Genomic DNA, 23936 nt, shown 5'->3' with positions numbered 1-23936 from the left:
GTCAAGGTTGTGTCGGATTCGCTCGTGCGCGCCACTAGGCAAAATGCGCTGAACCACGTTCCCGGATTAAAAGCGTTACAAAATGAATCACCGATGTCTGCGCTGTTGCCATAACGTGAGCAAATGCGTCCAATTTGCTCTGGAAGGTGGTGTCGAGCGCGTATAATCGCTCTCCTTGTCGTTTATCCATCGCTTTAAATTATGGTCGAGACGACGGCCGCCAAGATAATGACGACTAATATTCTGGTCACCGGTGCAAGCGGGCTGGTGGGCGGGGCGCTCCTGTCCCATCTGAGCGCCCTGCGCGACGTTCGCGCATTTGGCGCGTATCGTACGAAACAGACGAACGACGAATTTTCCCGCGTTGCGGGAGACCTCGGTGCGGACACGGACTGGTCTGCAGCGCTGTCCGGCATCGATGTGGTCGTGCATTGCGCCGCGCGGGTGCACGTAATGAACGAAGCGGGAAACGACGTCGCCTTGGCGAAATTTCGGGATGTCAACGTGGCGGGTACAGCGCGTCTTGCGCGGGAATGCTTGCGTGCTGGCGTCCGGCGCCTGGTCTTTGTCAGCTCCGTCAAGGTAAACGGCGAGAGCACGACCGCGCGGGCGCCGTATCGCTATGATGACCCCCCCGCGCCACAAGATCCTTATGGCGTATCCAAATGGGAGGCAGAGGAAGCACTTTGGGAAATTGCTCGGGACGGACTTGAGGTGGTGGTCGTTCGCCCGCCCTTAGTCTATGGGCCCGGCGTGAAAGCCAATTTTCTGCGCCTGATGCAGGCGGTGGCAAACGGCAGGCCGTTACCATTCGGCGCGGTCAGAAACGGCCGCAGCATGGTGTACGTGGGGAATCTCGTCGACTTGCTGTCGACCTGTGCCACGCACCCGGCGGCTGCGGGTCAAACGTTCCTCGTCTCGGACGGCGCGGATCTGAGCACCGGAGACCTCGTCGGCGCGATTGCCGCCGCGTTGGGTTCGCGCCCGCGTCTGCTACGCGTGCCCCCGTGGTTGATGGAGTGTGCCGCCGGGCTGATCGGTAAGAAGGCGACGGCGGACCGGGTACTGGGTTCGTTGCAGGTCGATATTGCTCACACCTGCGACACGCTCGGATGGCGTCCGCCGTTCTCGGTGCAGGAGGGCATGCGTGCGACGGTGAGCGCGTGGCGCTCCCGTGACGCAATTGCATCATGATCGTCGGACCGCGAGTCTGACGGTAGTGAAATCCCGCGCTGTGTTTGTTCAATACCAATCATATGAAGCGATTTTTCGATTTTTCGTTCGCGCTGGTCGCTGCTGTCGTCTTTCTCATTCCGATCGCGATCGTTGCATTGGCAGTGAAGCTCACGTCGCCGGGTCCAGCCCTTTATTGGTCGGATCGCGTGGGCCGGGGCAATCGCATTTTCCGGATGCCCAAGTTCCGTTCGATGCGCGTTGATACGCCTGCGGTTGCGACTCACCTGCTTTCGGATCCGAAGTCCCATTTGACACCCATCGGCGGCTTTCTGCGCAAATCGAGTCTCGACGAGCTGCCGCAGATCTGGAGCATTTTGTGTGGTGATATGAGCCTCGTCGGACCTCGGCCGGCGCTGTTCAACCAACAGGACCTTATCGAATTGCGGACGCAATATGGCGTGCACGAACTGCGCCCCGGACTGACAGGCTGGGCGCAGATCAATGGACGCGACGAGTTGCCCATTCCCATCAAGGTCAAATTCGATACGGAATACGCGCAACGCAGATCTTTCCTGTTCGACCTGGAAATTCTGTTCAAGACGTTCGCGCGAGTGATGCGTCGCGATGGCGTGTCGCATTGATGGCGGAGGCCCGTGGAACCATGTTCAAGTTTGTGACCAATTTGTCGCGTACGGCAAAAAGCCTCGTGCTTCTGAGCATGGACGCAGTGCTGCTCCCATTTGCGTTATGGGCGGCCATTGGGTTGCGTCTGGACGTCTGGCATTTTCCGCAAATGCACGCGTGGTGGGTCTATTTCCTGACTTCCGTGGTGGCGATTCCGATCTTCATTCGCATTGGGTTATATCGTGCCGTCATTCGCTACATTGAAGCCCGCGCGCTCGTGATTGTCGTCGTGGGGGTCACGATCGCAGTGGGACTGTTTGCCGCCGTGCTGGTATTTTTGACGCAACCGCCGGTGCCGCGCGGCGCGATGCTGATCTACTGGATGATGGCCATTCTTTTCATCGGAGGGAGCCGTTTCCTCGCGCGCGCCTTGCTCCAGAAGGTGACGCAACCCGAGGCGCGCCATACGCGTCACGCCGTCGCTATCTACGGTGCGGGCAGCTCGGGCAGGCAATTGGCCGTGGCGCTGCGCGCCGGGCGCGATTTTCAGCCGGTGGTCTTCGTTGACGACGCGCAGGCCTTGCACGGCATGGAGATTCTCGGCCTGAAGACCCATTCTCCGGACGATCTTCCCGCGCTGATCGAACGCCTCGCGATTCGGCAGGTGTTGCTCGCCATACCGTCGGTTAGCCGGGCGCGACGACTTGAGATCATCGACCGACTCGAATCCCTCAAGGTCGAAGTGCGCGTGATTCCGGGAATGTCCGATCTGGTCGACGGCGTCGTCAAGGCAGAGGACATTCGCGAGGTCGAAATCGACGATCTGCTCGGCCGCGATATCGTGCCGCCTAATGGCGCGTTGCTCGATGCCAACATTCGTCACAAATGTGTGATGGTGACCGGCGCCGGTGGCTCGATCGGCTCGGAACTTTGTCGTCAGATTGTCATGGTACAGCCGCGCACTCTGGTGTTGTTCGAGCAGTCGGAGTACGCGCTGTACTCCATCGAGCAGGAACTTGAGCAGGTCATTCGCTCCAAACACCTCGCGGTGCAACTGGTGCCAGTGCTGGGGTCGGTACGCGACGAAACCCGCGTGCGACGGGTCATGGAGCGCTGCAATATTCAAACCGTTTATCACGCGGCGGCCTACAAGCACGTGCCGATTGTCGAGTTCAACCTGACCGAAGGGGTGTTGAACAATGCATTCGGCACATTGAGCACCGCGCGCGCGGCGATTGCCGCATCGGTTGAAACGATGGTGCTGATCTCGACGGACAAGGCCGTACGGCCGACAAATATTATGGGCGCGAGCAAGCGGTTCGCCGAGCTCACGCTGCAGGCGTTCGCGAACGACAGCAACGTTCATACCAAGTTCTGCATGGTCCGTTTCGGCAACGTGCTGGGTTCGTCGGGTTCGGTCGTGCCGCTGTTTCGCAAGCAGATCGTCGCTGGCGGGCCGGTAACCGTGACGCATCCCGACATTACCCGCTATTTCATGACGATCCCGGAGGCTGCACAGCTGGTCATCCAGGCCGGCGCAATGGGCAAGGGCGGCGAGGTATTCGTGCTCGATATGGGCGAGCCCGTCAAGATCTGGGACCTGGCGCGCCGCATGATACACCTGAGCGGCTTCTCCGTACGAGACGAAAGCACGCCGGACGGTGACATCGAGATCCGCTTCACTGGCCTGCGCCCGGGTGAGAAGCTTTATGAAGAATTGCTAATCGGTGAAGACGTCTCGGGGACGATGCACCCCAAGATCATGATGGCCACCGAGGATTTCTACACGCGCGAAGAGCTGTCGCCGATCATTGATCGCCTCGCGCGTGCATGCGAGCGCAACGATCACGACGCGATCGTAACGATATTGCGCGAGTGCGTGTCGGGCTTCCGAATGGTGACCAAAATTCAGGATCACCTGTATGGTCGGCCGTCGGGCCTTACTGGTGGCCCGGATCATCCGACGGTAGTTCATTGAGTGGCCGCGGTTCGAATCCCTCCATGAGTTACCATAACCGGTTTCCGGTGTTGGCCGGTGTGGCAAATACGCGCACGAGGCGTGTTTTCGTCAGACAGCTTCTCGACCCAATTCGATATGAATACCCTGATATTGCCAGTCGTACTGTCCGGCGGCGCCGGAACGCGGCTCTGGCCACTGTCCCGCAAGGCCCTGCCGAAGCAGTTCGTACCGCTGATTCCGTCCAGCGACGCAACGCGGACGAGCCTTCTCGCGACGACGCTTTCTCGCGCAAAGGCGCTCAGCGAAGACGTCATGGTGGTGGCATCGGACGAGCACAGATTTCTGGTTCAGGAGGCCGTAGAGGCCGCAGGGGTCAATGCAACGACGCTTCTTGAGCCGATGGGACGCGATACGGCAGCCGCCATTGCGGTCGCCGCGTTGAACGCCGAATCGGCACAGGTGCTTCTTTTCATGCCTGCGGATCACCATATCCCCGACGTTCAGGTATTTGCGCGTGCCATGAACAAGGGCGTGGAAGCGGCCCGCAACGGTTTCGTCGTCACGTTCGGCGTGGTGCCGAGCCATCCGAGCACTGCCTACGGATACATCCAGCGAGGTGAAGCGCTGCCCGGCGATGTGGCGAGCGTCAGCCGGTTTATCGAAAAGCCGCCGCTCGCCGACGCGCAGAAGATGCTTATGCAGGGCGGCTTTTTCTGGAATGCGGGCATCTTCATGGTGAAGGCTTCGGTCATGATCGAAGCGCTCGGCCGATTCGAACCCGACGTGCTCGCAGCGTGCCGAAACGCGGTTGCCGCGCAGAAAACGGATCGCAATTTCATTCGTCTGGGAAAGGACGAATTCGCGGCATGTCCGCGCATCAGTATCGACTACGCGGTGCTCGAGCGCCATGATCGCGTGGCCGTCGTGCCGTTCGAGGGGCAATGGAGCGATGTCGGTAGCTGGCGTGAAGTCGCCCGCCTGACCGAAGCCGACGAGGATGGTAATCGCTTCACCGGCGAAGTCGTCGGCATCGGGGCCACGAACACCTTCGTGCATGCGCCGTCGCGCCCGGTTGTCGCACTCGGCACGGACGGATTGCTGATCGTCGATACCAAAGATGCTCTGCTCGTCGCTCACGAGAGCCACAGCGAGCAGGTCAAGCAGGCCGTAGCGCAACTTGAGCAGAGGGGGGTGCCGCAGGCTGTCCAGCACCGGCACGTGGCGCGTCCGTGGGGCAGTTACGACAGCGTGGATATGGGGCCGCGCTTCCAGGTCAAGCGCATTACGGTCAAACCTGGCGCCGCGCTCAGTCTTCAGATGCATCATCATCGCGCCGAGCACTGGATCGTGGTCTCCGGCACGGCGAAGGTCACGCGGGGCACGGAGACGTTCCTGCTCACGGAGAACCAGTCGACTTACATTCCGCTCGGCGAGACGCATCGGTTGGAGAACTGTGGCAAGACGCCCCTGGAGATCATTGAAGTACAGTCCGGTAGTTATCTCGGCGAAGACGATATCGTTCGCTTCGACGATAACTACGATCGCGAAACTATTAATTTGACGGGTAGTGAGAATTCATGAACGACCGAAAAGTAGCTCTGATCACTGGCGTTACCGGGCAGGATGGCGCATACCTTGCTGAGTTCCTGCTGGGCAAGGGATATGAAGTACACGGCATCAAGCGCCGCACGTCGCTGTTCAATACCGATCGTATCGACCACCTTTTCCACGATCCGCACGAGACGGATGTGAAGTTCCATCTGCACCATGGCGACATGACGGATTCGTCGTCGCTGGTGCGCATCATCCAGCAAGTTCAGCCCGACGAAATTTACAACCTTGCCGCGCAAAGTCATGTGGCCGTGAGCTTTGAGGAGCCGGAATATACCGCCAACAGCGACGGTCTCGGCGCACTGCGTATCCTGGAAGCCATCCGGATTCTGGGCCTCGAGAAGAAGACCCGCTTCTATCAGGCATCGACGTCCGAGCTGTACGGCCTCGTGCAGGAAACTCCGCAAAAGGAGAGCACGCCGTTTTACCCGCGCAGCCCGTATGCCGTGGCAAAGCTGTATGCCTACTGGATCACGGTGAACTATCGCGAAGCGTATGGCATGTACGCCTGTAACGGCATTTTGTTCAACCACGAATCGCCGATTCGGGGCGAGACGTTCGTGACCCGCAAGATTACGCGTGCCCTCGCCCGAATCAAGCTTGGCATGCAGCCGCGGCTGTATCTGGGCAATCTCGACGCGCTGCGCGATTGGGGACACGCCCGTGACTACGTCGAAATGCAATGGCTGATGCTCCAGCAGGAAAAGCCGGAGGATTTCGTTATCGCGACCGGCGTGCAGTACAGCGTTCGTCAATTCGTCGACGCCGCGGCCAAGGAGCTTGGCATGTCCGTGACGTGGAAGGGCACGGGCGTGGAAGAAAAGGGCTACGACGAAACCGGCAACTGCATCGTCGAAGTCGATCCGCGCTATTTCCGCCCCACGGAAGTGGAGACCCTGTTGGGCGACGCCTCCAAGGCCAAGCGACTGCTGGGTTGGACGCCGAAGGTTTCGTTCGATGAACTGGTCGCCGAAATGGCGCGTGCCGACCTCGTGCAGGCCGAGTTTGACCTGAAGGTCAAGGCGCACGGCCACAAGGCGCTGCGTAACCAGAACTGATCGACATGGCCAAAGGACGCATCCTTCTTACCGGCGCACGGGGGATGGTGGGCAGAAATCTGCTCGACCACCCCGCAGCATCCGAGTGGGAATTCATCGCACCGGCGAGCACCGAACTGGATCTCACCGATTTCGACGCCGTGTCGACATTCATGCGCGAGGTGCGCCCGGACGTCGTCGTGCACGCGGCAGGCCGCGTGGGCGGCATTCAGGCGAACATTGCCAACCCGGTCGACTTTTTCTGGATCAACACGGTGTTGGGGCGCAATGTCGTGATCGCGGCGCGCGACGCGGGCGTCAAGCGATTGCTCAACCTCGGCAGCTCGTGCATGTATCCGCGCAACGCGCCGAACCCGCTGGCAGAGCCACAAATTCTCCAGGGCGAGCTCGAACCGACGAATGAAGGGTATGCGCTGGCAAAAATCGCCACACAGCGGCTGTGCGCCTACGTGCATCAGGAAGACGCGTCGTTCGACTACAAAACCTTCGTTCCGTGCAATCTGTACGGTCCCTACGATAAATTCGATCCTGCGAAGTCACACCTGATTCCCGCCATCATCCATAAGGTGCATATGGCCAGGGAGCAGGGAGACAGCGAGATCGAGATCTGGGGCGACGGTACCGCTCGACGCGAGTTCATGTATGCGGGCGACCTGGCGGACAGCATCATGATGGCCGTCGGGAAATGGGACGACACGCCCGCGCTGTTAAATATCGGGGTGGGCGCCGATCACTCGGTCAACGATTACTACGCGAGCGTGGCGCGCGTGATCGGCTGGCAAGGAACGTTCGTTCACGACCTGAGCCGACCGGCCGGGATGAAGCAAAAACTGCTGGACGTTACCCGTCAGACGGCGTGGGGCTGGCAGCCTAAAGTGAGTCTGGACGAAGGTATCGCCAGAACGTACGAGTTTTATTTGCGCAAGGGGCTCGCATGAAGTTCAAGTTTCCGTTGGCTACGACAACCTGGGATCAGGCGGAATACGCCGCAATGCAGGCGGTCATCGAATCGGGCATGTTCACAATGGGCCCGAAGGTTGCCGAGTTCGAAAAGCGCTTTGCGGAGTACCAAGGCAGCAAGTATGCCGTGATGGTGAATTCGGGGTCGTCGGCCAACCTGATCATGGTGGCGGCGTTGATGTACACGCGCGACGAGGCGCTGAAATTGTCGCCCGGCGACGAGGTCATCGTGCCGGCCGTGTCCTGGAGCACGACGTACTATCCGCTGTACCAGTACGGGCTGTCGATCAAGTTCGTCGACATCGATCTGAATACGCTGAATTACGATCTCGATGCGCTGGCCGGCGCCATCAGCGATCGCACGCGCGCGATCATGGCCGTCAACCTGCTGGGCAACCCGAACGATTTTGCCGCCATTCGTCACCTGATCGGCGAGCGCAACATCGTTCTGATGGAAGACAACTGCGAATCGATGGGTGCCGAGTTCGAAGGCCGCAAAGCCGGTTCGTTCGGTGTCATGGGCACGTTCAGTTCTTTCTTCTCGCACCACATCTCGACGATGGAAGGCGGGCTCATCGTAACGGACAACGAGGAGCTGTATCACATTCTGCTTTCGTTGCGCGCGCACGGCTGGACACGAAACCTGCCCAAGCATAACCACGTTTGTGGCGAGAAGAGTGACGATCCGTTCAAGGAGTCGTTCCGCTTCGTGTTGCCGGGCTTCAACCTGCGTCCATTGGAAATGTCGGGTGCCATCGGCATCGAGCAGGTGCGCAAGCTGCCGGAGCTCATTTCGCTGCGCCGCGTGAACGGCGCACACTTTCAGGAAGCGATGAGCCATCACCCGGACCTGCTGATTCAGCGCGAAACCGGTGCGAGCAGTTGGTTCGGCTTCAGCCTCGTGATCCGTCCGGGTTCGTCGCTCACGCGCGAGAAGTTGCTGGCGCGCCTGAACGATCTCGGTTTCGAAAGCCGCCCGATCGTCACGGGGAATTTTGCCAAGAACGAAGTGATCAAGTATTTCGACTACTCGATTCACGGACAACTGTCGAACGCGGACCATATCGACGCCAACGGCGTGTTCGTCGGCAATCATCACTACTCCATTCGCGAAGCCATCGACACTTTGCGAACGATCTGAGCCTGATGGCCACGCGCAAAATGTGCGTTGGCCAGCCCAGACGTCGGGATGCCGCGCGAGAACCCTCGCACGGCATCGTCGTTGGGTATCGCCCCGTTGGGCCGGTCGTGTGGCAAGGCCCGCTCCGGTGACGGCAGATCGTTGAATTCGGATCCGGGATCAAGATGCGCATTATCTATTCATTCAATAAACGCGGCTGGGAGGCTGACTACTGGCAGCGGGAAATCAGTGCAGCCTCGACGGACGACATCCAGTTCATTCCGTTCAATCACGAGCCGTACCAAAGCCCGTCCACATATGTGCGCGCGCAGCTCCTCGACAACCTCTACTACCAGCGCAACGAAGGCCTCATGCGCATGTATGAGGATGTTCGGGAGCTTATTCGCATGCATCGGGCCGATGTTCTGCTGGTGGACAACTGCCCGCCGTATCATCCGGAGTTTCTGCGCACGCTCGACATCTACAAGGCTCTGCGCATTTGCGATGGTCCTACGGCCGCCTATGATCGCGATTTCGCGTACGTCCACGCGTACGATCACATGCTCTATCACAGCCCGGCTTACAGCCGGGATCTGACGATGCCGGAGAAGCTGGCCTATTGTGGCGCGAAGCGCACGACGTTCTGGCCGCTGGCGCTGTTCGATGCGCTCTGCGATCCGACGTTGACCGAGGAGCAGGTCTTTTCGCGCGATCGTGACCTCGACGTCATATTCGTTGGTGCGCTATATGTCGACAAGATGCCGCTGCTCGGGGCGGTTAAGAAAGCCTTCGGGCGCCGCTTCAAGATCTATGGCCTCGCCAACTGGAAGCGCAACGCGTACTTCAACGTGAAGTACGGGTTCCCCGGCTGGGTGAAGCCGATCGCGTTCGATCAGTATGTGCCGCTATACCTGCGTTCCAAGATCGGCATCAACTCGCACTTGCGCGGCAAATACACCGTGGGCAGTTACCGAATGTTCGATCTGCCCGGTAACGGTGTCATGCAAATCACTGACGGGTCGGAGTTCGTCAAGGACTTCTACATTCCCGGCAAGGAAACGCAGACTTATGAGAACCATGACGAGCTGATCGAAAAGATCGACTACTACCTGACGCATCCGGCGGAGCGTGAGGCGATGGCGCGTGAAGGTTACCGTCGGGTGATGAACGGTCATCGCATTTCGCAGCGTCTTCAGCAACTGCGCGATGTTTTCGCGCCGGCGCTCGGCCGCTAAGGAGACGAGGCGTCGTGGCAATACTGAGCACGTTCAGGAAATACCTGTTTCGCGATCTCGTCTGGAGCATTTTGGCGGCGGTCTCGATGCAGGGATCTGTGCTGGTTTCCGGCATGCTCGCCGCACGTGTGCTCGGGCTTCCGGTATTTGGTAAGTACGCGTTGCTCGTCACGACCGTGACGACGGCGGCTGCCATCGCGCAAAGCGGTGCCGGATCTGTCGTCGCGAAGTTTGTGGCGGAGTATCGGGTATCCGATCCGGAGCGCATCGGGACTGTACTCTGGTTTTGCCGACGCGTGACCGTTGTCATGGGACTCATTGCTGTCGCTGCACTGCTGTTTGGCGCACCGGTATTTGCAAACTCGGTCTTCAAGCAGCCCGATCTGGAGCCGGTCATCCGGCTCGTGGCACCCGCCATCTTCTTTCAGGTGATGGTGACGTATCAGCAAGGGGCGCTGCAAGGATTTGCCGCTTTCAAGGCATTGGGGCGAATCAGCACCGTATCCGGCCTGGCGTTTCTGGTGCTCCCCCCGCTTGGCGCAAAGCTCGGCGGCCTGGACGGTGCCGCGCTTGGCTTCGTGGTCGCAAGTCTGGCGCGGGCGGTGTTCTTCTACGTTGCGCTGCGCACCACGGCACGAGACATGCTCGCCGGTGTTGCACTAACGGTGCGACGTGACGACATCGGGCGCCTGCTTCACTTCGGTATTCCCGCCGGCCTGTCGAGTCTGGTGACGCTGCCGTGCATCTGGCTGGTCAGCGTCTTTCTGGCACGCGCACCGAACGGCCTGGAGATGGTGGCCATCTTTTCCGTGGCCACGCAGTTGCGCATGGCCACGCTTCAGTTGCCCACCTTGCTCAACGGTGTGACGCTCTCGGTCATGAACACCCTGTTCGGGCAACGCTCGGCGCAGGAGTTTCGCAACGTCTTTCGCACCACACTCATCGCCAACGGCGTGTTTTCGACACTGGTTGTCGGGGTATTGGTGATGTGTTCCTCGTGGATTCTGGGGCTCTATGGCCACCGGTTCACCGACGGACGCGAGACGCTCATCTTGCTGTTGCTTTCGGTCATTCCCGAGATCCTCGCGGCGACCGTATATCACGTGATCAATACATTTGGCCGGATGTGGATGTCGTTGTTCTTCATCATCACCCCCGTAAATCTGTCGTACATGCTGATCGCCGCCTGGCTCATCCCGACGATGGGTGCGCAGGGCGCGGCGCTGGCTTACGTCGTCGCGCAGGTCCTGAATCTGATCACGACGGTCGCGATCGCCAGGCTGGCCGCCCGCGATCGGGTTTTACAAGATCGTCATCCGGGAGGCGCGGCGAACGGATGACATCGGATAACGTCGATATGAAACGGAGCACGACTGTCACGCGGGTATTGCATTTGATCCCGTCGTTCGGATCGGGGGGGGCGGAGCGCCAGCTGTCGCTGCTGGCGCCCGAACTGGCGCGCCAGGGCGTGGAATGCCACGTCGGCTACTTTTCCGAAGGGCCGAACCTTGATCGGCTACGCAATCAGCCCGGTGTCACGCTGCACCGGTTGGCGGCCAGCAGTACGCACGATCCCGCGATGTTTCTTCGCGTGCTGCGTCTGATTCGGCAGGTGCGTCCCCAACTCGTTCAGACTTGGGTGATCCAGATGGACGTGGTGGGCGGCGCCATGGCCTATCTGGCGGGCGTGCCCTATATCGTCAGTGAACGGTCTGCCGCCCAGTTGTACCAGCAAGGGTGGAAGTCTCGCGTACGTGCGTGGTTGGGTCGCCGAGCCGCGGCGGTCATTGCCAATTCGCAAGGTGGCATCGACTACTGGCATACCGAGCTCGATCACACGGTGCGGACGTACGTGATTCGCAATTGCGTCACGCCGACCGTGCCCGGATTGGTTTGGACCGGATCGAGTCGCCGCTACGAGGCCGGTGCCCGTGTGTTGTTTGCGGGCCGTCTGAGCGACGAGAAGAATGTGAACAAGTTGATCGAGGCACTCATTCGTGTCGTGGCCTCGCGAGCCGAGGTGAGCGTCGATATGTTCGGGGAGGGCCCGCTACGCGAACGACTGCGAACGCGTATCGACGCCGCAGGGTTTGCAAAGCGGATCGTGATGCATGGGTTTTCGACGAATCTGGCGGCAGAGATGGCGCGCGCCGATATCGTCATTTCGGTGAGCAGCTTCGAAGGCAATCCCAACGTCGTACTCGAAGCGGCAGCGATCGGATGCCCGCTCGTCATATCGGATATTCCAGCGCATCGCGAATTCCTCGGGGACGACGACGCGTGGTATGTCGATCACACTGACGTGACGAGCATCGAAGCCGGCCTGAGCGCGGCGCTTGACGATAGGGACCGAAGTGCAGCCAAAGCGGCGAGCGCAGCATCGAAGCTCAAGGGCGCCAGTGTAGAGGCGCTGGCCGCGCATTACCGGGCGGCCTATGAGGAAGTCCTGTCGACAGGGCCTGCGTGCCATGGCACCACATTGGCCGATGAACGCCACCATAACTGACGACATATGCGCCTACTGGTAGTGACTCAATATTTTCATCCCGAAGAATTTCCGATCAACCACGTATGCGAGGCGCTGGCCGCTCGCGTGACGTCGGTGACGGTGCTCACGGGGCAGCCGAACTACCCTGGCGGAACGGTTTTCGAGGGGTTTCGCGCGGCAGGATTCGGTGACCAGACTCTCGGCAAGGTATCGATTCTGCGGGTGCCGTTGATGCCGCGAGGCAAGGGCGGCGGCTTGCGCCTGATGCTCAACTACCTGTCCTTCATTGCGTCGGCCAGTCTGTTCGGGCCGTTGCGCTTGCGAGGCCAGTCGTTCGACGCCGTTCTTGTCTATGCGCCGTCGCCGCTGCTTCAGGCGATTCCCGCCGTTTTCATCAAATGGCTCAAACGTGCACCACTGTCAGTGTGGGTGCAGGACTTGTGGCCTGAGAGCCTGAGCGCAACCGGGTTCGTAAAGAACCGGACGATTCTCAGCGCAGTCGAGCGGTGCGTTCGCTGGATTTACCGCCACACGGATCTGGTGCTTGCGCAATCCGAGGAATTTGTGGCGGGCATTGCGCGCTACGCCCCTGGGCGTCCGATCGAGGTGCACTACAATTCGGTAGCGCCGGCGCTCATTGCAAATCCCCAGGCCGATGTCGGGGGATGCCCTGTGCCAGCGCTGACGGAATCGACGTTCAACGTGGTGTTTGCCGGCAATCTCGGCAAAGCGCAGGGGCTTGATGTCGTGCTGGACGCTGCGGCGCGGCTCAGGGACAACGCAGCGATTCGCATTTTCCTGATCGGGTCGGGCTCCGATAGTGACCGACTGGCCGCTCGCATTCGCGATGAAGGCCTGACGAATGTCGTGATGCCGGGCCGCTTCCCGTACCCGTCGATGCCGGCGATTTTTCAGCATGCGGATGCATTGCTCGTCGTATTGCGCAGTGACCCCGTGCTGGACTTGACGATCCCAAGCAAATTGGGCGTCTATCTGGCAACGGGCCGCCCGATCATTGCGTCGCTCAACGGTGCGGGGGCCAGAGTTGTGGCCGAGTCCGGTGGCGGTAGGGTGTGCGCCGCCCAGGACGCAGACGGTCTGGAAAAGGCCATATCGGACATGGCCTCTATGGCGCCGGATGAGCGCGCACAAATGGGAGTGCGGGGCCGCGATTACTATGCGCGTCGCTTCGAAGCAGGCAAACTCGCAGACGATCTGAGCCTCCGCCTGAGCAAATTGTCGGCGGACTATCGTGTTCGTGGCCCCGGAAAGTGAAGCAACGAGGATAACGATGAAAGTAATGATATTAGGCGCCTCGGGCATGCTGGGCAGCGCGGTGCTGCGGTTGGCAAACACGTGGCCGGACGTTGAGGCATGGGGAACGCTGCGTGGCGCAGGTGCAAAGCGCTATTTCGATACGGGGCTGCATGACCGGTTGCTTACCGGTGTGGATGCCGATCAGCCGGATACGTTGACCGAAGCGCTGAGCCAGGTTCGTCCCGATCTCGTGGTCAATTGCGTGGGCCTCATCAAGCAACTCGGCAACGCCAAGGATCCGCTTGCGGCCATTCCGCTGAACGCGGTGTTGCCGCATCGTCTCGCACGTTTGTGCGAGCTTGCCGGTGCGCGTCTGGTCCATGTCAGCACGGACTGCGTCTTTTCCGGGAGCAAGGGCGGATATGTCGAATCCGACCTTCCCGATGCAACCGATGTCTACGGGCGAACCAAGTTGTTAGGCGAAGTCGACTATCCGCACGCCATCACGTTGCGCACCTCGATCATCGGACGCGAATTGAGCGGTGCGAACGCGCTGGTCGATTGGTTCCTCTCACAGACGGGACCGATCCGCGGATTCCGGCGTGCCGTGTTTTCCGGCCTGCCGACGGTTGAGCTGGCACGCGTGATTCTTGAGTACGTCGCGCCTCGTCCCGAGTTGCACGGCCTTTACCACGTGTCGGCGGCGCCGATCAACAAGTTCGATCTGCTGAAGTTGGTCGGGAAGACGTTCGGCAAGGACATCGAAATCAACCCTGATGATGCGTTCGTGATCGACCGTTCGCTTTGCAGCACCCGCTTCTCGGAAGCGACCGGTTACGTAGCGCCAGATTGGCCGACGCTAATTGAGCGCTTGCACACATTTGGATAATTGAAGGAATCGAGCATGTTCGACGATAAGGTTTTAATGATTACGGGCGGCACCGGGTCGTTCGGCAACGCGGTTCTGAACCGTTTCCTGAGCAGCGGCGTTCGGGAAATCCGTATCTTCAGCCGTGACGAAAAGAAGCAGGAAGATATGCGCATCGCGCTTGCGCATCCGAAGCTCAAGTTCTACATCGGTGACGTGCGTAACCGCGATGCGGTGCGAGGTGCGATGAAAGGCGTCGACTATGTCTTTCACGCGGCCGCCCTCAAGCAAGTGCCGTCGTGCGAGTTCTATCCGATGGAGGCCGTTCAAACCAACGTGCTTGGTGCCGAAAATGTGCTCGATGCGGCGTCCTCCAGCGGCGTGTCTCGCGTTGTGATGCTCAGCACGGACAAGGCCGTCTATCCGATCAATGCCATGGGGCTGTCCAAGGCGATGATGGAAAAAGTCACCGTCGCGCGTTCGCGACTTCAGCAAGAAGGCGACACCGTGATGTGCTCGACACGCTATGGCAACGTCATGGCATCGCGCGGTTCGGTCATCCCGCTGTTCATCGGGCAGATCAAGGAAGGAAAGGACCTGACGGTGACCGATCCGACGATGACGCGCTTTCTGATGTCGCTGGACGAGTCGGTGGATCTCGTGCTGCACGCCTTCGAGCACGGTGAGCAAGGCGATATCTTTGTACAGAAGGCCCCGGCGTGTACTGTGGCGGTTCTGGCTCAGGCGTTGATCGAACTCTTCAACAGCAAGTCGAAGATCCGTGAGATCGGGACTCGTCACGGTGAAAAGCTCTATGAGTCCCTCGTTTCGCGCGAAGAGATGGCGCGCGTCGACGACATGGGCCGTTACTTCCGCGTGCCTGCGGACAACCGCGACTTGAACTACAACAAGTACTTCGTGCAGGGAGAGACGCGTATTTCGGCGTCCGAGGACTACACCTCGCACAACACGGAGCGCCTGGACGTGGAGGCCGTGAAGAAGCTGCTGTTGACGCTGGAATACGTCCGGGAGCAACTGAATGCGTAAAGTCATGACGCTCGTGGGAACGCGCCCCGAGCTAATCAAGATGAGCCGGGTCATCGCCCAGCTCGAGAAGCACACGCACCATGTGTTGGTACACACGGGGCAGAACTTCGACTACGAACTCAACCAGGTATTTTTCGACGATCTCGGTATTCGAAAGCCGGACTATTTCCTGGACGCAGCGGGAACGAATGCCGCCGAAACCATTGCCAGGGTTATTGAACGTTCGGACGAGGTGTTCGAGAAGGAGCGCCCGGATGCCTTGATGTTGTACGGCGACACGAACTCCTGTCTTGCCGTCATTTCCGCCAAGCGGCGCAAGATTCCGGTCTTCCATATGGAGGCCGGCAATCGCTGTTTCGACCAGCGCGTTCCCGAAGAGCTGAACCGCAAGGTGCTCGATCACCTGTCGGATATCAACATGGTGCTGACCGAGCATGCCCGTCGGTACCTGCTCGCGGAGGGAATCCGCCCCGAGACGATCATCAAGACCGGTTCGCACATGCGCGAAGTGCTTGATCATTACGCCGATGCATTCGAGGCGTCCGATGTGTTGGCACGTCAGCAGCTCAAGCCGCGGCAGTACGTGTTGGTGAGCGCTCATCGCGAAGAGAACGTGGATTCCCCCGAAGCGCTTCACGACCTGCTCGATACGCTCGAAGCGATTGTTCAGACGTACGGCATGCCGGTGCTCGTTTCCACGCATCCGCGTACGCGCAAGCGTCTGGACGCCCTCGGTCGTGCGATGCCGGAAACCGGCGTGACGTTTTCCAAGCCGTTCGGATTCATCGACTACATCAAGCTTCAGAAAGAGGCGTTTTGCATTCTCTCGGATAGTGGCACGATCACCGAGGAAGCGTCATTGCTTAACCTGCCCGCAGTTACGATTCGTAATGCACATGAACGTCCGGAAGGGATGGACGTCGGTACGTTGATCATGTCGGGATTGCGCCGTGAACCGGTGCTGGATGCGATGCGCGCGGTGACCGAGAATTTCGATCCGAATGTGCGCCGTACGCTGGCTGTGCCGGATTACGAGAACCCGTTCGTTTCGACGCAAGTGCTTCGGGTGGTGTTGAGCTACATTGATTACATTAACCGTACGGTCTGGCATAAGGGGGCGTAAGGCCCCGTCGCTGTATGCCTTCGTCGGGCGTTACGCAGCGGCCGCCAGTGGGCGGACCGCTGCGATGTCCTGTCCTAAGTGGTTGGCGTCAGCGATTCGCCAGCCAGGCTTGAAACATCAGCACGTTCCACAGATACGGGCTGCGGTCGTAGCTGCCTGACAGATGCTGTTGCCAGGTGCGTTCGACCTTCGTGGCGTCCAGGTAGCCTTGCGCGCGCAATTGAGACGTGGCGAGCAATGATTCGGCCCACTCGCGCAACGGTCCGCGCAGCCACTCTCCCAACGGAATTGAGAAGCCGGTTTTCGGTCGATCGATCAATTCGCGCGGCACGTAACGGTCCAGCACGCGCCGGAGTACCCATTTACCCACGCCGTCACGCTGGAGTACGCGATTAGGCATGGCGAACGCGAGTTCAGCGATGTGATGATCGAGCAGCGGCGCCCGTGACTCCAGACTTGCGCTCATGGCGGCGCGGTCGACCTTGACCAGCAGATCGTCTGGCAGATATTGACGCAGATCCCAGCGGCGCATTGCGTGCTGCAAGTCTGGCGATGTTGCCCAGACGTCCATCGGTGCGTCGCCATTCGAGGACGCTCCCAGGACCAGCCCATCTTCCGGCTGCCATTGCGACATCAGACGCGGATAGAGTTCGCCGATGGAGGGCGATGTGATCAGCCCGGCCAGGCGGTGCAACCGACGGCCGTTGACTTGCTGACGAAGATTTTGTGGTGCGAGGCGCAGCATGGCGTCCCACCCGCCGGGTGACGGAGCTCGCAACGCGCATGCCATGAGGCGGCGCAGCACGGCGGGTTGACCGTCGATGCGCTCCCATAGGCGCGACGTGATGTCATAGCGGGGATAGCCCGAGAACATTTCGTCGCCGCCGTCGCCGGACAGGGCCACGGTTACGTGCTTGCGAGTGAGATGAGATACGAGCGTCGTGGGAATTTGGGACGAGTCCGCGAACGGCTCGTCGTAAATCTGCGGCAGCGACGGTATCAGATCGGACGCCTGCTTAGCCGTAATGTAAAGCTCGGTGTGCGAGGTGCCGAGGTGCTTCGCGACAGCCGCCGCATACGGTGCTTCGTTGAATGCTTCTTCGTTGAAGCCGATGGTGAACGTGCGCACCGGTTGCGACGATTGGGCCTGCATCAGCGCCACGACGGTGCTCGAGTCCACGCCGCCGGAGAGGAATGCACCCAGCGGCACATCGGAGAGCATTTGGCCGGCGATCACCGCCTTGAGCTGGTCGTGCAACCGGTCGACGAGTACCGTATCGCTTTCGTCGACCAGCGAGCGGCGCAGTTCAGTTTGTTCAGGTGTATCGAGTGACCAGTACGCTTCAGGCACAGCGTCGCGATCGTTGGCCGACCGGAAGACGATGCGATGGGCTGCCGGCAATTTCCACACATTCTTGAAGATACTGCGCGGTGCCGGAATGTAGGCGAAGCGCATCATGGTGTCGAGGGCGTCGCGGTCGATTTCCAGCGGACGGTCAGCGCCGGCCTCGAGCGCTTTGAGTTCGGAGGCGAAGAGTAGCTTGTCGCCGACCCAGCCGTAATACAGTGGCTTCTCGCCGATTCGGTCGCGCGCGAGCGTCAACGTTCGTTCCTGGCGGTCCCAGAGTGCGATCGCGAACATGCCGGTCGCCCGCTTCAGCGTCGCTTCGATCCCCCAAGCTTCGAAACCTGCCAGGAGAATCTCGGTATCGGAGTGACCTCGCCAGACCGGTGCCTTGCCTTCACGCTCAAGCGCTTCGCGCAACGCCGGGAAGTTATATACCTCGCCGTTGTATGCGATGACGTAGCGGCCGCTTGCGGACGCCATCGGCTGATGACCGTGTTCGGACAGATCGACAATGGCCAGACGTCGGTGGCCGAACGCAATGCCGTTCTCCGCGTCCGCCCATGCGCCGCCATCGTCCGGCCCGCGGTGCAGAATTTTCTCCGCCATGCGTTCGGCCACAGGAATCAGCGAGCCCATCGAACGCCAATAGGCGATTCCGGCAATGCCACACATATTCAGTTTCCTTGAATCATGTTCCGGGGGCGCGGCCGGCGAGCGCCGTGCGCGATCCCAAATGAAGAATGCGCGCCGCAAGGCAGCGCAGTCTGCATCTCAGGTGCTTAAGATTTCCTTCCAAGTCGCCTGTGCGGTCTTCGACCATGCGAAGTCCAGACTGCGCTCGGCGGCGCGTTTGGCCAACGTCTCGGCCAACGCCGGCTCCCGTGCCATCCGCGCAATCGCCGCGGCGATGCTACCCGGATCGCCCGGCGCAAAGTAAAGCGCGGCGTCGGCAGCAAACTCGGGCATGGGTTCGATATCCGACGTGAGTGTCGGACGCCCCGCTCCGAGCGCTTCGAGCAGAATATTCGGGCAATTCTCGCACGATGAGGCAAACAGGATCATATCGGAATTGCGATAAGCGCCCGGCAGCGTTCCGTACTCGACACCGCCGATCACCCGGATCCGGTCACTCAGGCCTCGTTCGCGAATTTCACGCGCTACCCGTTCAGACTGAGGCGAGAGCGGTTCGCCCACCAGTATCAGGCGATATTCCTCTTGCAGCGCCTCCGGCAGCTGTGCATAACCCTGAACGACTTCGAGGTGATGTTTGTAAGGCTCGAAACGCGACACGTACAGAATGTACTTGCCTTCGGGGAGATAGGCCGGCTTCGGAAGTTCGATGCCTGCCGTCTTGAATATTTCGGGTACGCCGTGGGGGATCGTCACGCCGCGCGAAATGGGGATGAGCGATTCAACAACGCTCCGTGCGAAATGCGAGATAAAGATCACCAGATCTGCCCCGCGCATGCTGCGCAGCATCGCTCCCTTGAGCAGCAGGGTTCGCAATCGCAACAGCCCCCATGGAATGACCTTGACAGCCTCCGGGTCGAACGGCTGCATGTTGCGGAACATTGTGACGACCCGGCAGCCGGCCGGAACACGCGTGTTGACCAGTCCGCCGGGGCAGAACAGCAAATCGACGTGCTCGCGCTCGAGGACCCCGGGCAAGGTCAATCGCTCCCACACGAGCCGACGCAGCGGATTATTGGCCTCGGCATCAAGATTCCGACGCTCGATGCGCGGATCGAGCGGCAGATCGAGCGAAGATGGCGCGTAGATCAGGAGTTGCAGCGACGGATCGTCCGGCAGGTTGCGCAGCAGATTGATCAGGTAGGTTTTCCCTCCGCCGACTCGGGCGGAGAGCGCATTGATCAGTATTTTCATACGCTGGTGCGAGATGACCGTGACATGACGCCGAGATCAGCGCCGTGCAAGGGACATGTACCACGAGCAGGCGATTTCCAGGCCGGCATCAACGCGGTGCGTCGGCGCATAGCCAAGCAGCGACGTCGCCTTGCCGATGTCCGCTTGCGAGTGACGCACGTCACCCGCGCGGAAGTCGCGATACGTTGGCGTCGCATCGGCCACTTCAGGCATTTCGCGTGCGATCAGTGCGCGAATGTTGGCAAACAGTTCGTTGAGCGTCGTGCGGTCGCCGAGCGCAACGTTGTACACCTGGTTCGTGGCTTCCCGACTTTCCGGGAGGGACGCGAGGATGTTGGCCTGAACGACGTTCTGGACGAAACAGAAGTCGCGGCTGGTTTCGCCGTCGCCGTTGATGAACACGGTCTCGCCGTTGAGTAGCGCGTCGAACCACTTCGGAATCACCGCGGCATAAGCGCCCTTGGGGTCCTGGCGCGGACCGAATACATTGAAATACCGCAGTCCGACGCTGTTGAATCCGTAGCATCGCGCGAAGACGTCGGCGTACAGCTCGTTGACGTATTTCGTGACCGCATACGGCGAGAGCGGCTTGCCGATACGGTCCTCCACTTTGGGCAGCCCGGGATGATCGCCATACGTCGAGCTTGACGCGGCATAGACGAAGCTCTCGACCCCGGCGTCGCGTGCGGCGACGAGCATATTAAGGAAACCCGAGAGATTGGTCTCGTTGGTACGAATCGGATTTTCAATCGAGCGCGGCACGCTGCCGAGCGCTGCTTCGTGGAGCACGTGTCGCACGCCCTGCGTGGCGCGTTGGCATGTCTCGAGATCGCAGATGTCGCCTTCGATGAAGGAGAAACGCGCCCACTGTTCCGGGCTGACGAAAGACTTTACGAGATCGAGGTTGGCACGGTGGCCGGTAGCAAAGTTGTCCAGCCCCACGACCTGCTGATCGAGCCCGAGCAGCGTTTCTAGTAGGTTGGAGCCGATGAAGCCTGCAACCCCGGTAATCAACCACTTACGAGGCGTTTGTTGCAGCGATCGTTGGACATCGAGATACCGCGTCACTTTACTTTCCTTGGAGTTGCCGGCCACGAATCGACTGTGGCAAGTGAAGATATTGCCGGGCGGCGGGGAAGCCCCGCCTGTCCCGTGATGGTTGTCGCTGTTCGGGGCTGGCGGCTCAAAGGCGCCAGAGGTCCACGCCGGCGGCGGCGAATGCCGCACGGTCGTACATGCTCTTGACGTCGACGACGACGGGGTTTTCGGTGAGCAGCCCGAGAAGATCGCGCGGCGCCATCTGACGGAATTTGCTGTGCGCCACGGCCGCGACGAGCGCCTGAGCGGGTTTGAGCGAGCTGAGTTCGCAAAGCGCCACGCCATACTCGTGACGCGCTTCGTCCGGATCCGCTTCCGGATCGCACACTTGCACGTTCACACCGAACGATTCCAGCTCGCGAATGACGTCCACGACGCGCGAGTTGCGCAGGTCGGGACAGTCCTCCTTGAACGTGAGACCAAAGACGGTCACCGTTGCGTTGGCGACGTGATGCCCGGCCCGAATCATCTGCTTGATCGTTTGTTGTGCAATGTAGGCGCCCATGCCATCGTTGATGCGGCGACCCGAGAGAATGACCTGCGGGATGTAGCCGAGACGCTCGGCAATGTGCGTCAGATAGTAAGGGTCGACGCCGATGCAATGGCCGCCGACGAGGCCGGGCGAGAACTTGAGGAAGTTCCATTTCGTGCCTGCGGCTTCGAGCACTTCGCGCGTGTCGATGCCGATGCGATTGAAAATGATCGCCAGTTCGTTCATCAACGCGATGTTCAGGTCGCGCTGCGTGTTTTCGATCACCTTTGCGGCCTCTGCCACCTTGATCGAGGATGCGGCATATACGCCGGCCGTGACCACCGAGCTATAGACGTCGGCGACGATCTTGCTGGTCGCTTCGTCGCTGCCCGACACCACCTTGGTAATCTTGGTGAAGGTGTGTTCCTTGTCACCAGGATTAATGCGCTCCGGGCTGTAGCCGACGGTGAAATCGGTGCCGAACGTCAAACCGGACACCCGCTCGAGAATCGGCACACAGACGTCTTCGGTCACCCCCGGGTAGACGGTCGATTCATAGACGACGATGTCGCCACGCTTGAGCGCGCGGCCAACGGTTTCCGATGCTTTGATGACCGGCGTGAGATCCGGCTGATGTGCGTCGTCGACCGGCGTCGGCACTGCCACGATGTGAAAGTCGGCCTGGGCCAGTTCGGTCGTTTGGGCCGTCAGCAACAGATCGGCTTGTTTGAGATCTTCGGTCGCAACTTCGTTCGTGCGGTCGTGGCCCTGACGCAACTCTTCGAGGCGCGAAAGATTAATATCGAATGCAACGGTACGAGCGGATTTGCCAAATGCAACTGCAACGGGCAAACCCACATACCCGAGACCGACCACAGAAATTTTTCGCGTATGCATCAATTTAATAACCTAGTGTATCGACGTAACGTATTGCGACCCGCACTGAGAATTCCCGATGTCGAGAGCACAGCCATGATCGCCATAGACCATTTCATTAAGCCAATGAGACGGAAATGCGCATCGGGGCGCCAAAGCGACGGAATGCAGGCCAGATGAGCCCTTTGCCAGGATCAGGATTGTATCACTGAGCCCCACCGGGCAACCCGTTTGCGGCGATGGGCGTCAACGGTGCCGTCGCCGCCGAAATGTCGGCGCAGCCCCGTGATCAGGCGCTTTTGGGGCGCTCAGGTCGCCGACGTTTCGGCCAGGGAATGCTCGGGCGGCACTGATTTTACAAAACGTAAATTCCGATACGTTTTGTGTCGAAGCCGCGATGCCATGAAATGCAGGTAGATTGCCATCGGCAATACCTGAAACACATAACGGCCAAATAAAGTGAATGTCGTGTCGCGAACCGATTGATAGGACATGGCGAAAAGCCAGATGTAAGCGACGATTCGCATCGGCGTCACGCGCTCGCGCAGCAGGTGGTTCACCACGAACGCCGCCACCAGTCCGAGCAACATGCCGCGTACCAGCGCTTCCACGACACCGAATCCAACAAAGGACTCCGCGATGGCGCCGAAGGCAAGCCCGCCGCCCGCCTTCGCGAAGTCTGGATAGAACGTGGAGACGTACCAGACCGAGGGGTCCAGTTTGTCGAACCAGAGTAGTTGCTGCGGGATTACACGTGCGAGGTCCAGCGTATAAAGCGGGACGTCGAAGCTGCCTAATTCCTGCTTGCGTTTGATGATGTCCAGTGCGTTGATGAAGACGGACGTGAATTCGCCCGACTGGAGGCCGGCGATCGCTGCGGTGTCGGACACGCCGCCGCGAATCTGGCCTGCAAGCAGGAACAACGCGATGCCGACGAGGGACATCGTCACCCACGTCGACGGTTTGATGCGTCGCACCAAAATTGTGTAGCAAAGCAAATAGCTCACGGCACACAGCGCGGCGCCAGACCGGCTGCCGCCTACGGCGGCGGACTGCGCCAGAATCACGGCGACCACCACGATCCAAAGGCGGTGCGTGCTCGGCGCTCTGGCAATGCTAAATACCATCAGCGCCAGGAAGAACGTGAATTGCAGCCTTTCGGCGGTAGCGATGAGCTGCTGAAGGATCAGTGGCAGATCGCGCAGCACTGTGTAACTCTCGATGTAGGACGAGGCCACCGGCACGTTTGCCACGGTTCGTACGACGAAGTCGGTAAGAAAAACAAAGGCCAGGCCATAGCCGAGCGCGCGAATTTCCTTCTTTTCGGGGACACGGATGGTCTGGACCGCGACGCGATAGCGACGCGTCATACGGTAGGCGAAGGCAAAGCCGAGCAGGAACAGAAAGTACGCCAGTCCAACAGAGAACACTTCGTCGTCCGTATAGCCGCCGAATTCGTACCGGGTGTCCAGTATGTCGCCGATCCCCTGCCTGTGCAGATAAATGCCGAGAAACGGTAGCCATCCGTATAGTAGGACGAAGAATCCCAAAAAGACGCCCATATCGGGAATCGGGGTCGAACGATTCTTACGGCCGATCCACAGCGCAATCCATGGCAATGGGAACACTAGGAGCAGCAGTTCTGTCATTGGAGCTTCCCTTTTTACACTTTCGCTATAGCAGGACTCGATAATACCGCACTCACCTGGCGCCGAACGTGGTGTGGCGCGG

Annotated in this window: 19 protein-coding genes; 14 read left to right on the top strand and 5 right to left on the bottom strand. The window is 59.9% G+C overall.

The window, feature by feature from the left end; genetic code table 11:
• Positions 1–201 precede the first annotated feature (201 nt).
• The 14 genes from UC34_RS23560 to wecB all read left to right on the top strand — a co-directional run bounded on the left by UC34_RS23560 (position 202) and on the right by wecB (position 16527).
• Positions 202–1194 (top strand): UDP-glucose 4-epimerase family protein, encoded by a 993-nt coding sequence (locus tag UC34_RS23560; RefSeq protein ID WP_237165185.1) that lies wholly within the window; start codon positions 202–204, stop codon positions 1192–1194.
• Positions 1195–1256: 62 nt separating this feature from the next.
• Positions 1257–1817 (top strand): sugar transferase, encoded by a 561-nt coding sequence (locus UC34_RS23555; protein WP_044457406.1) that lies wholly within the window; start codon positions 1257–1259, stop codon positions 1815–1817.
• Positions 1817–3778, top strand: coding sequence for a polysaccharide biosynthesis protein (locus tag UC34_RS23550; protein WP_335645751.1), 1962 nt, complete (start codon positions 1817–1819; stop codon positions 3776–3778). Before UC34_RS23555 ends, UC34_RS23550 begins: the two co-directional genes overlap by 1 nt.
• A 117-nt stretch (positions 3779–3895) precedes the next feature.
• On the top strand, positions 3896–5341 hold the full coding sequence (locus tag UC34_RS23545) for a mannose-1-phosphate guanylyltransferase/mannose-6-phosphate isomerase (protein WP_044457405.1): 1446 nt from the start codon (positions 3896–3898) through the stop codon (positions 5339–5341).
• Complete coding sequence (gene gmd / locus UC34_RS23540; RefSeq protein WP_044457404.1) at positions 5338–6429, top strand: GDP-mannose 4,6-dehydratase; 1092 nt, start codon at positions 5338–5340, stop codon at positions 6427–6429. Before UC34_RS23545 ends, gmd begins: the two co-directional genes overlap by 4 nt.
• A gap of 5 nt (positions 6430–6434) precedes the next feature.
• The gene (locus tag UC34_RS23535; RefSeq protein ID WP_072617531.1) at positions 6435–7367 is read left to right on the top strand and encodes a GDP-L-fucose synthase family protein; all 933 of its coding nucleotides are present in this window, start codon (positions 6435–6437) and stop codon (positions 7365–7367) included.
• On the top strand, positions 7364–8530 hold the full coding sequence (locus UC34_RS23530) for a DegT/DnrJ/EryC1/StrS family aminotransferase (RefSeq protein ID WP_044457402.1): 1167 nt from the start codon (positions 7364–7366) through the stop codon (positions 8528–8530). The genes UC34_RS23535 and UC34_RS23530 overlap by 4 nt, the downstream gene beginning before the upstream one ends.
• Positions 8531–8694: 164 nt before the next feature.
• Positions 8695–9744, top strand: a complete 1050-nt coding sequence (locus tag UC34_RS23525) for a glycosyltransferase family protein (protein WP_044457401.1) — start codon at positions 8695–8697, stop codon at positions 9742–9744.
• A 14-nt stretch (positions 9745–9758) separates the two neighbouring features.
• The gene (locus tag UC34_RS23520) at positions 9759–11084 is read left to right on the top strand and encodes an oligosaccharide flippase family protein (protein WP_044457400.1); all 1326 of its coding nucleotides are present in this window, start codon (positions 9759–9761) and stop codon (positions 11082–11084) included.
• A 17-nt stretch (positions 11085–11101) separates the two neighbouring features.
• Positions 11102–12250 carry a glycosyltransferase gene (locus UC34_RS23515; RefSeq protein WP_167370680.1) on the top strand — a complete coding sequence of 383 codons (1149 nt, stop codon included), beginning with the start codon at positions 11102–11104 and terminating at the stop codon, positions 12248–12250.
• Between the two features lie 6 nt (positions 12251–12256).
• Positions 12257–13507 carry a glycosyltransferase family 4 protein gene (locus UC34_RS23510; protein WP_044457398.1) on the top strand — a complete coding sequence of 417 codons (1251 nt, stop codon included), beginning with the start codon at positions 12257–12259 and terminating at the stop codon, positions 13505–13507.
• A 16-nt stretch (positions 13508–13523) separates the two neighbouring features.
• Positions 13524–14378, top strand: a complete 855-nt coding sequence (locus UC34_RS23505) for a dTDP-4-dehydrorhamnose reductase family protein (protein ID WP_044457397.1) — start codon at positions 13524–13526, stop codon at positions 14376–14378.
• A gap of 15 nt (positions 14379–14393) precedes the next feature.
• Positions 14394–15404, top strand: a complete 1011-nt coding sequence (locus UC34_RS23500) for a polysaccharide biosynthesis protein (RefSeq protein ID WP_044457396.1) — start codon at positions 14394–14396, stop codon at positions 15402–15404.
• Positions 15397–16527 carry a non-hydrolyzing UDP-N-acetylglucosamine 2-epimerase gene (wecB, locus tag UC34_RS23495; RefSeq protein WP_044457395.1) on the top strand — a complete coding sequence of 377 codons (1131 nt, stop codon included), beginning with the start codon at positions 15397–15399 and terminating at the stop codon, positions 16525–16527. Before UC34_RS23500 ends, wecB begins: the two co-directional genes overlap by 8 nt.
• Before the next feature lie 88 nt (positions 16528–16615).
• Here the strand turns inward: wecB and asnB are convergent, their stop codons facing one another.
• The 5 genes from asnB to UC34_RS23470 form a co-directional block, all read right to left on the bottom strand.
• Positions 16616–18547 (bottom strand): asparagine synthase (glutamine-hydrolyzing), encoded by a 1932-nt coding sequence (asnB, locus tag UC34_RS23490; RefSeq protein WP_044457394.1) that lies wholly within the window; start codon positions 18545–18547, stop codon positions 16616–16618.
• Between the two features lie 99 nt (positions 18548–18646).
• Positions 18647–19759 (bottom strand): glycosyltransferase family 4 protein, encoded by a 1113-nt coding sequence (locus UC34_RS23485; RefSeq protein WP_044457393.1) that lies wholly within the window; start codon positions 19757–19759, stop codon positions 18647–18649.
• A 36-nt stretch (positions 19760–19795) separates the two neighbouring features.
• Positions 19796–20827 carry an SDR family oxidoreductase gene (locus tag UC34_RS23480; protein ID WP_044457392.1) on the bottom strand — a complete coding sequence of 344 codons (1032 nt, stop codon included), beginning with the start codon at positions 20825–20827 and terminating at the stop codon, positions 19796–19798.
• Positions 20828–20942: 115 nt separating this feature from the next.
• Positions 20943–22226: a nucleotide sugar dehydrogenase gene (locus UC34_RS23475; protein WP_044457391.1), complete on the bottom strand. Its 1284-nt coding sequence runs from the start codon at positions 22224–22226 to the stop codon at positions 20943–20945.
• 287 nt (positions 22227–22513) lie between these two features.
• The gene (locus tag UC34_RS23470; RefSeq protein ID WP_044457390.1) at positions 22514–23854 is read right to left on the bottom strand and encodes an O-antigen polysaccharide polymerase Wzy; all 1341 of its coding nucleotides are present in this window, start codon (positions 23852–23854) and stop codon (positions 22514–22516) included.
• Positions 23855–23936: the final 82 nt, after the last annotated feature.

Origin of the sequence: Pandoraea vervacti (assembly GCF_000934605.2) — a bacterium.
GTDB lineage: Bacteria > Pseudomonadota > Gammaproteobacteria > Burkholderiales > Burkholderiaceae > Pandoraea > Pandoraea vervacti.
Note: the sequence above shows the minus strand (reverse complement) of the source record. Positions and strands in the feature narration are given on the sequence as shown.

Bases quoted from the DNA above. Each gene is read 5' to 3' on its own strand.
- UC34_RS23560 (WP_237165185.1), top strand. From the start codon at position 202: ATGGTCGAGACGACGGCCGCCAAGATAATGACGACTAATATTCTGGTC.
- UC34_RS23555 (WP_044457406.1), top strand. From the start codon at position 1,257: ATGAAGCGATTTTTCGATTTTTCGTTCGCGCTGGTCGCTGCTGTCGTC.
- UC34_RS23550 (WP_335645751.1), top strand. From the start codon at position 1,817: ATGGCGGAGGCCCGTGGAACCATGTTCAAGTTTGTGACCAATTTGTCG.
- UC34_RS23545 (WP_044457405.1), top strand. From the start codon at position 3,896: ATGAATACCCTGATATTGCCAGTCGTACTGTCCGGCGGCGCCGGAACG.
- gmd (WP_044457404.1), top strand. From the start codon at position 5,338: ATGAACGACCGAAAAGTAGCTCTGATCACTGGCGTTACCGGGCAGGAT.
- UC34_RS23535 (WP_072617531.1), top strand. From the start codon at position 6,435: ATGGCCAAAGGACGCATCCTTCTTACCGGCGCACGGGGGATGGTGGGC.
- UC34_RS23530 (WP_044457402.1), top strand. From the start codon at position 7,364: ATGAAGTTCAAGTTTCCGTTGGCTACGACAACCTGGGATCAGGCGGAA.
- UC34_RS23525 (WP_044457401.1), top strand. From the start codon at position 8,695: ATGCGCATTATCTATTCATTCAATAAACGCGGCTGGGAGGCTGACTAC.
- UC34_RS23515 (WP_167370680.1), top strand. From the start codon at position 11,102: ATGAAACGGAGCACGACTGTCACGCGGGTATTGCATTTGATCCCGTCG.
- UC34_RS23510 (WP_044457398.1), top strand. From the start codon at position 12,257: ATGCGCCTACTGGTAGTGACTCAATATTTTCATCCCGAAGAATTTCCG.
- UC34_RS23505 (WP_044457397.1), top strand. From the start codon at position 13,524: ATGAAAGTAATGATATTAGGCGCCTCGGGCATGCTGGGCAGCGCGGTG.
- UC34_RS23500 (WP_044457396.1), top strand. From the start codon at position 14,394: ATGTTCGACGATAAGGTTTTAATGATTACGGGCGGCACCGGGTCGTTC.
- wecB (WP_044457395.1), top strand. From the start codon at position 15,397: ATGCGTAAAGTCATGACGCTCGTGGGAACGCGCCCCGAGCTAATCAAG.
- asnB (WP_044457394.1), bottom strand. From the start codon at position 18,547: ATGTGTGGCATTGCCGGAATCGCCTATTGGCGTTCGATGGGCTCGCTG.
- UC34_RS23485 (WP_044457393.1), bottom strand. From the start codon at position 19,759: ATGAAAATACTGATCAATGCGCTCTCCGCCCGAGTCGGCGGAGGGAAA.
- UC34_RS23475 (WP_044457391.1), bottom strand. From the start codon at position 22,226: ATGCATACGCGAAAAATTTCTGTGGTCGGTCTCGGGTATGTGGGTTTG.
- UC34_RS23470 (WP_044457390.1), bottom strand. From the start codon at position 23,854: ATGACAGAACTGCTGCTCCTAGTGTTCCCATTGCCATGGATTGCGCTG.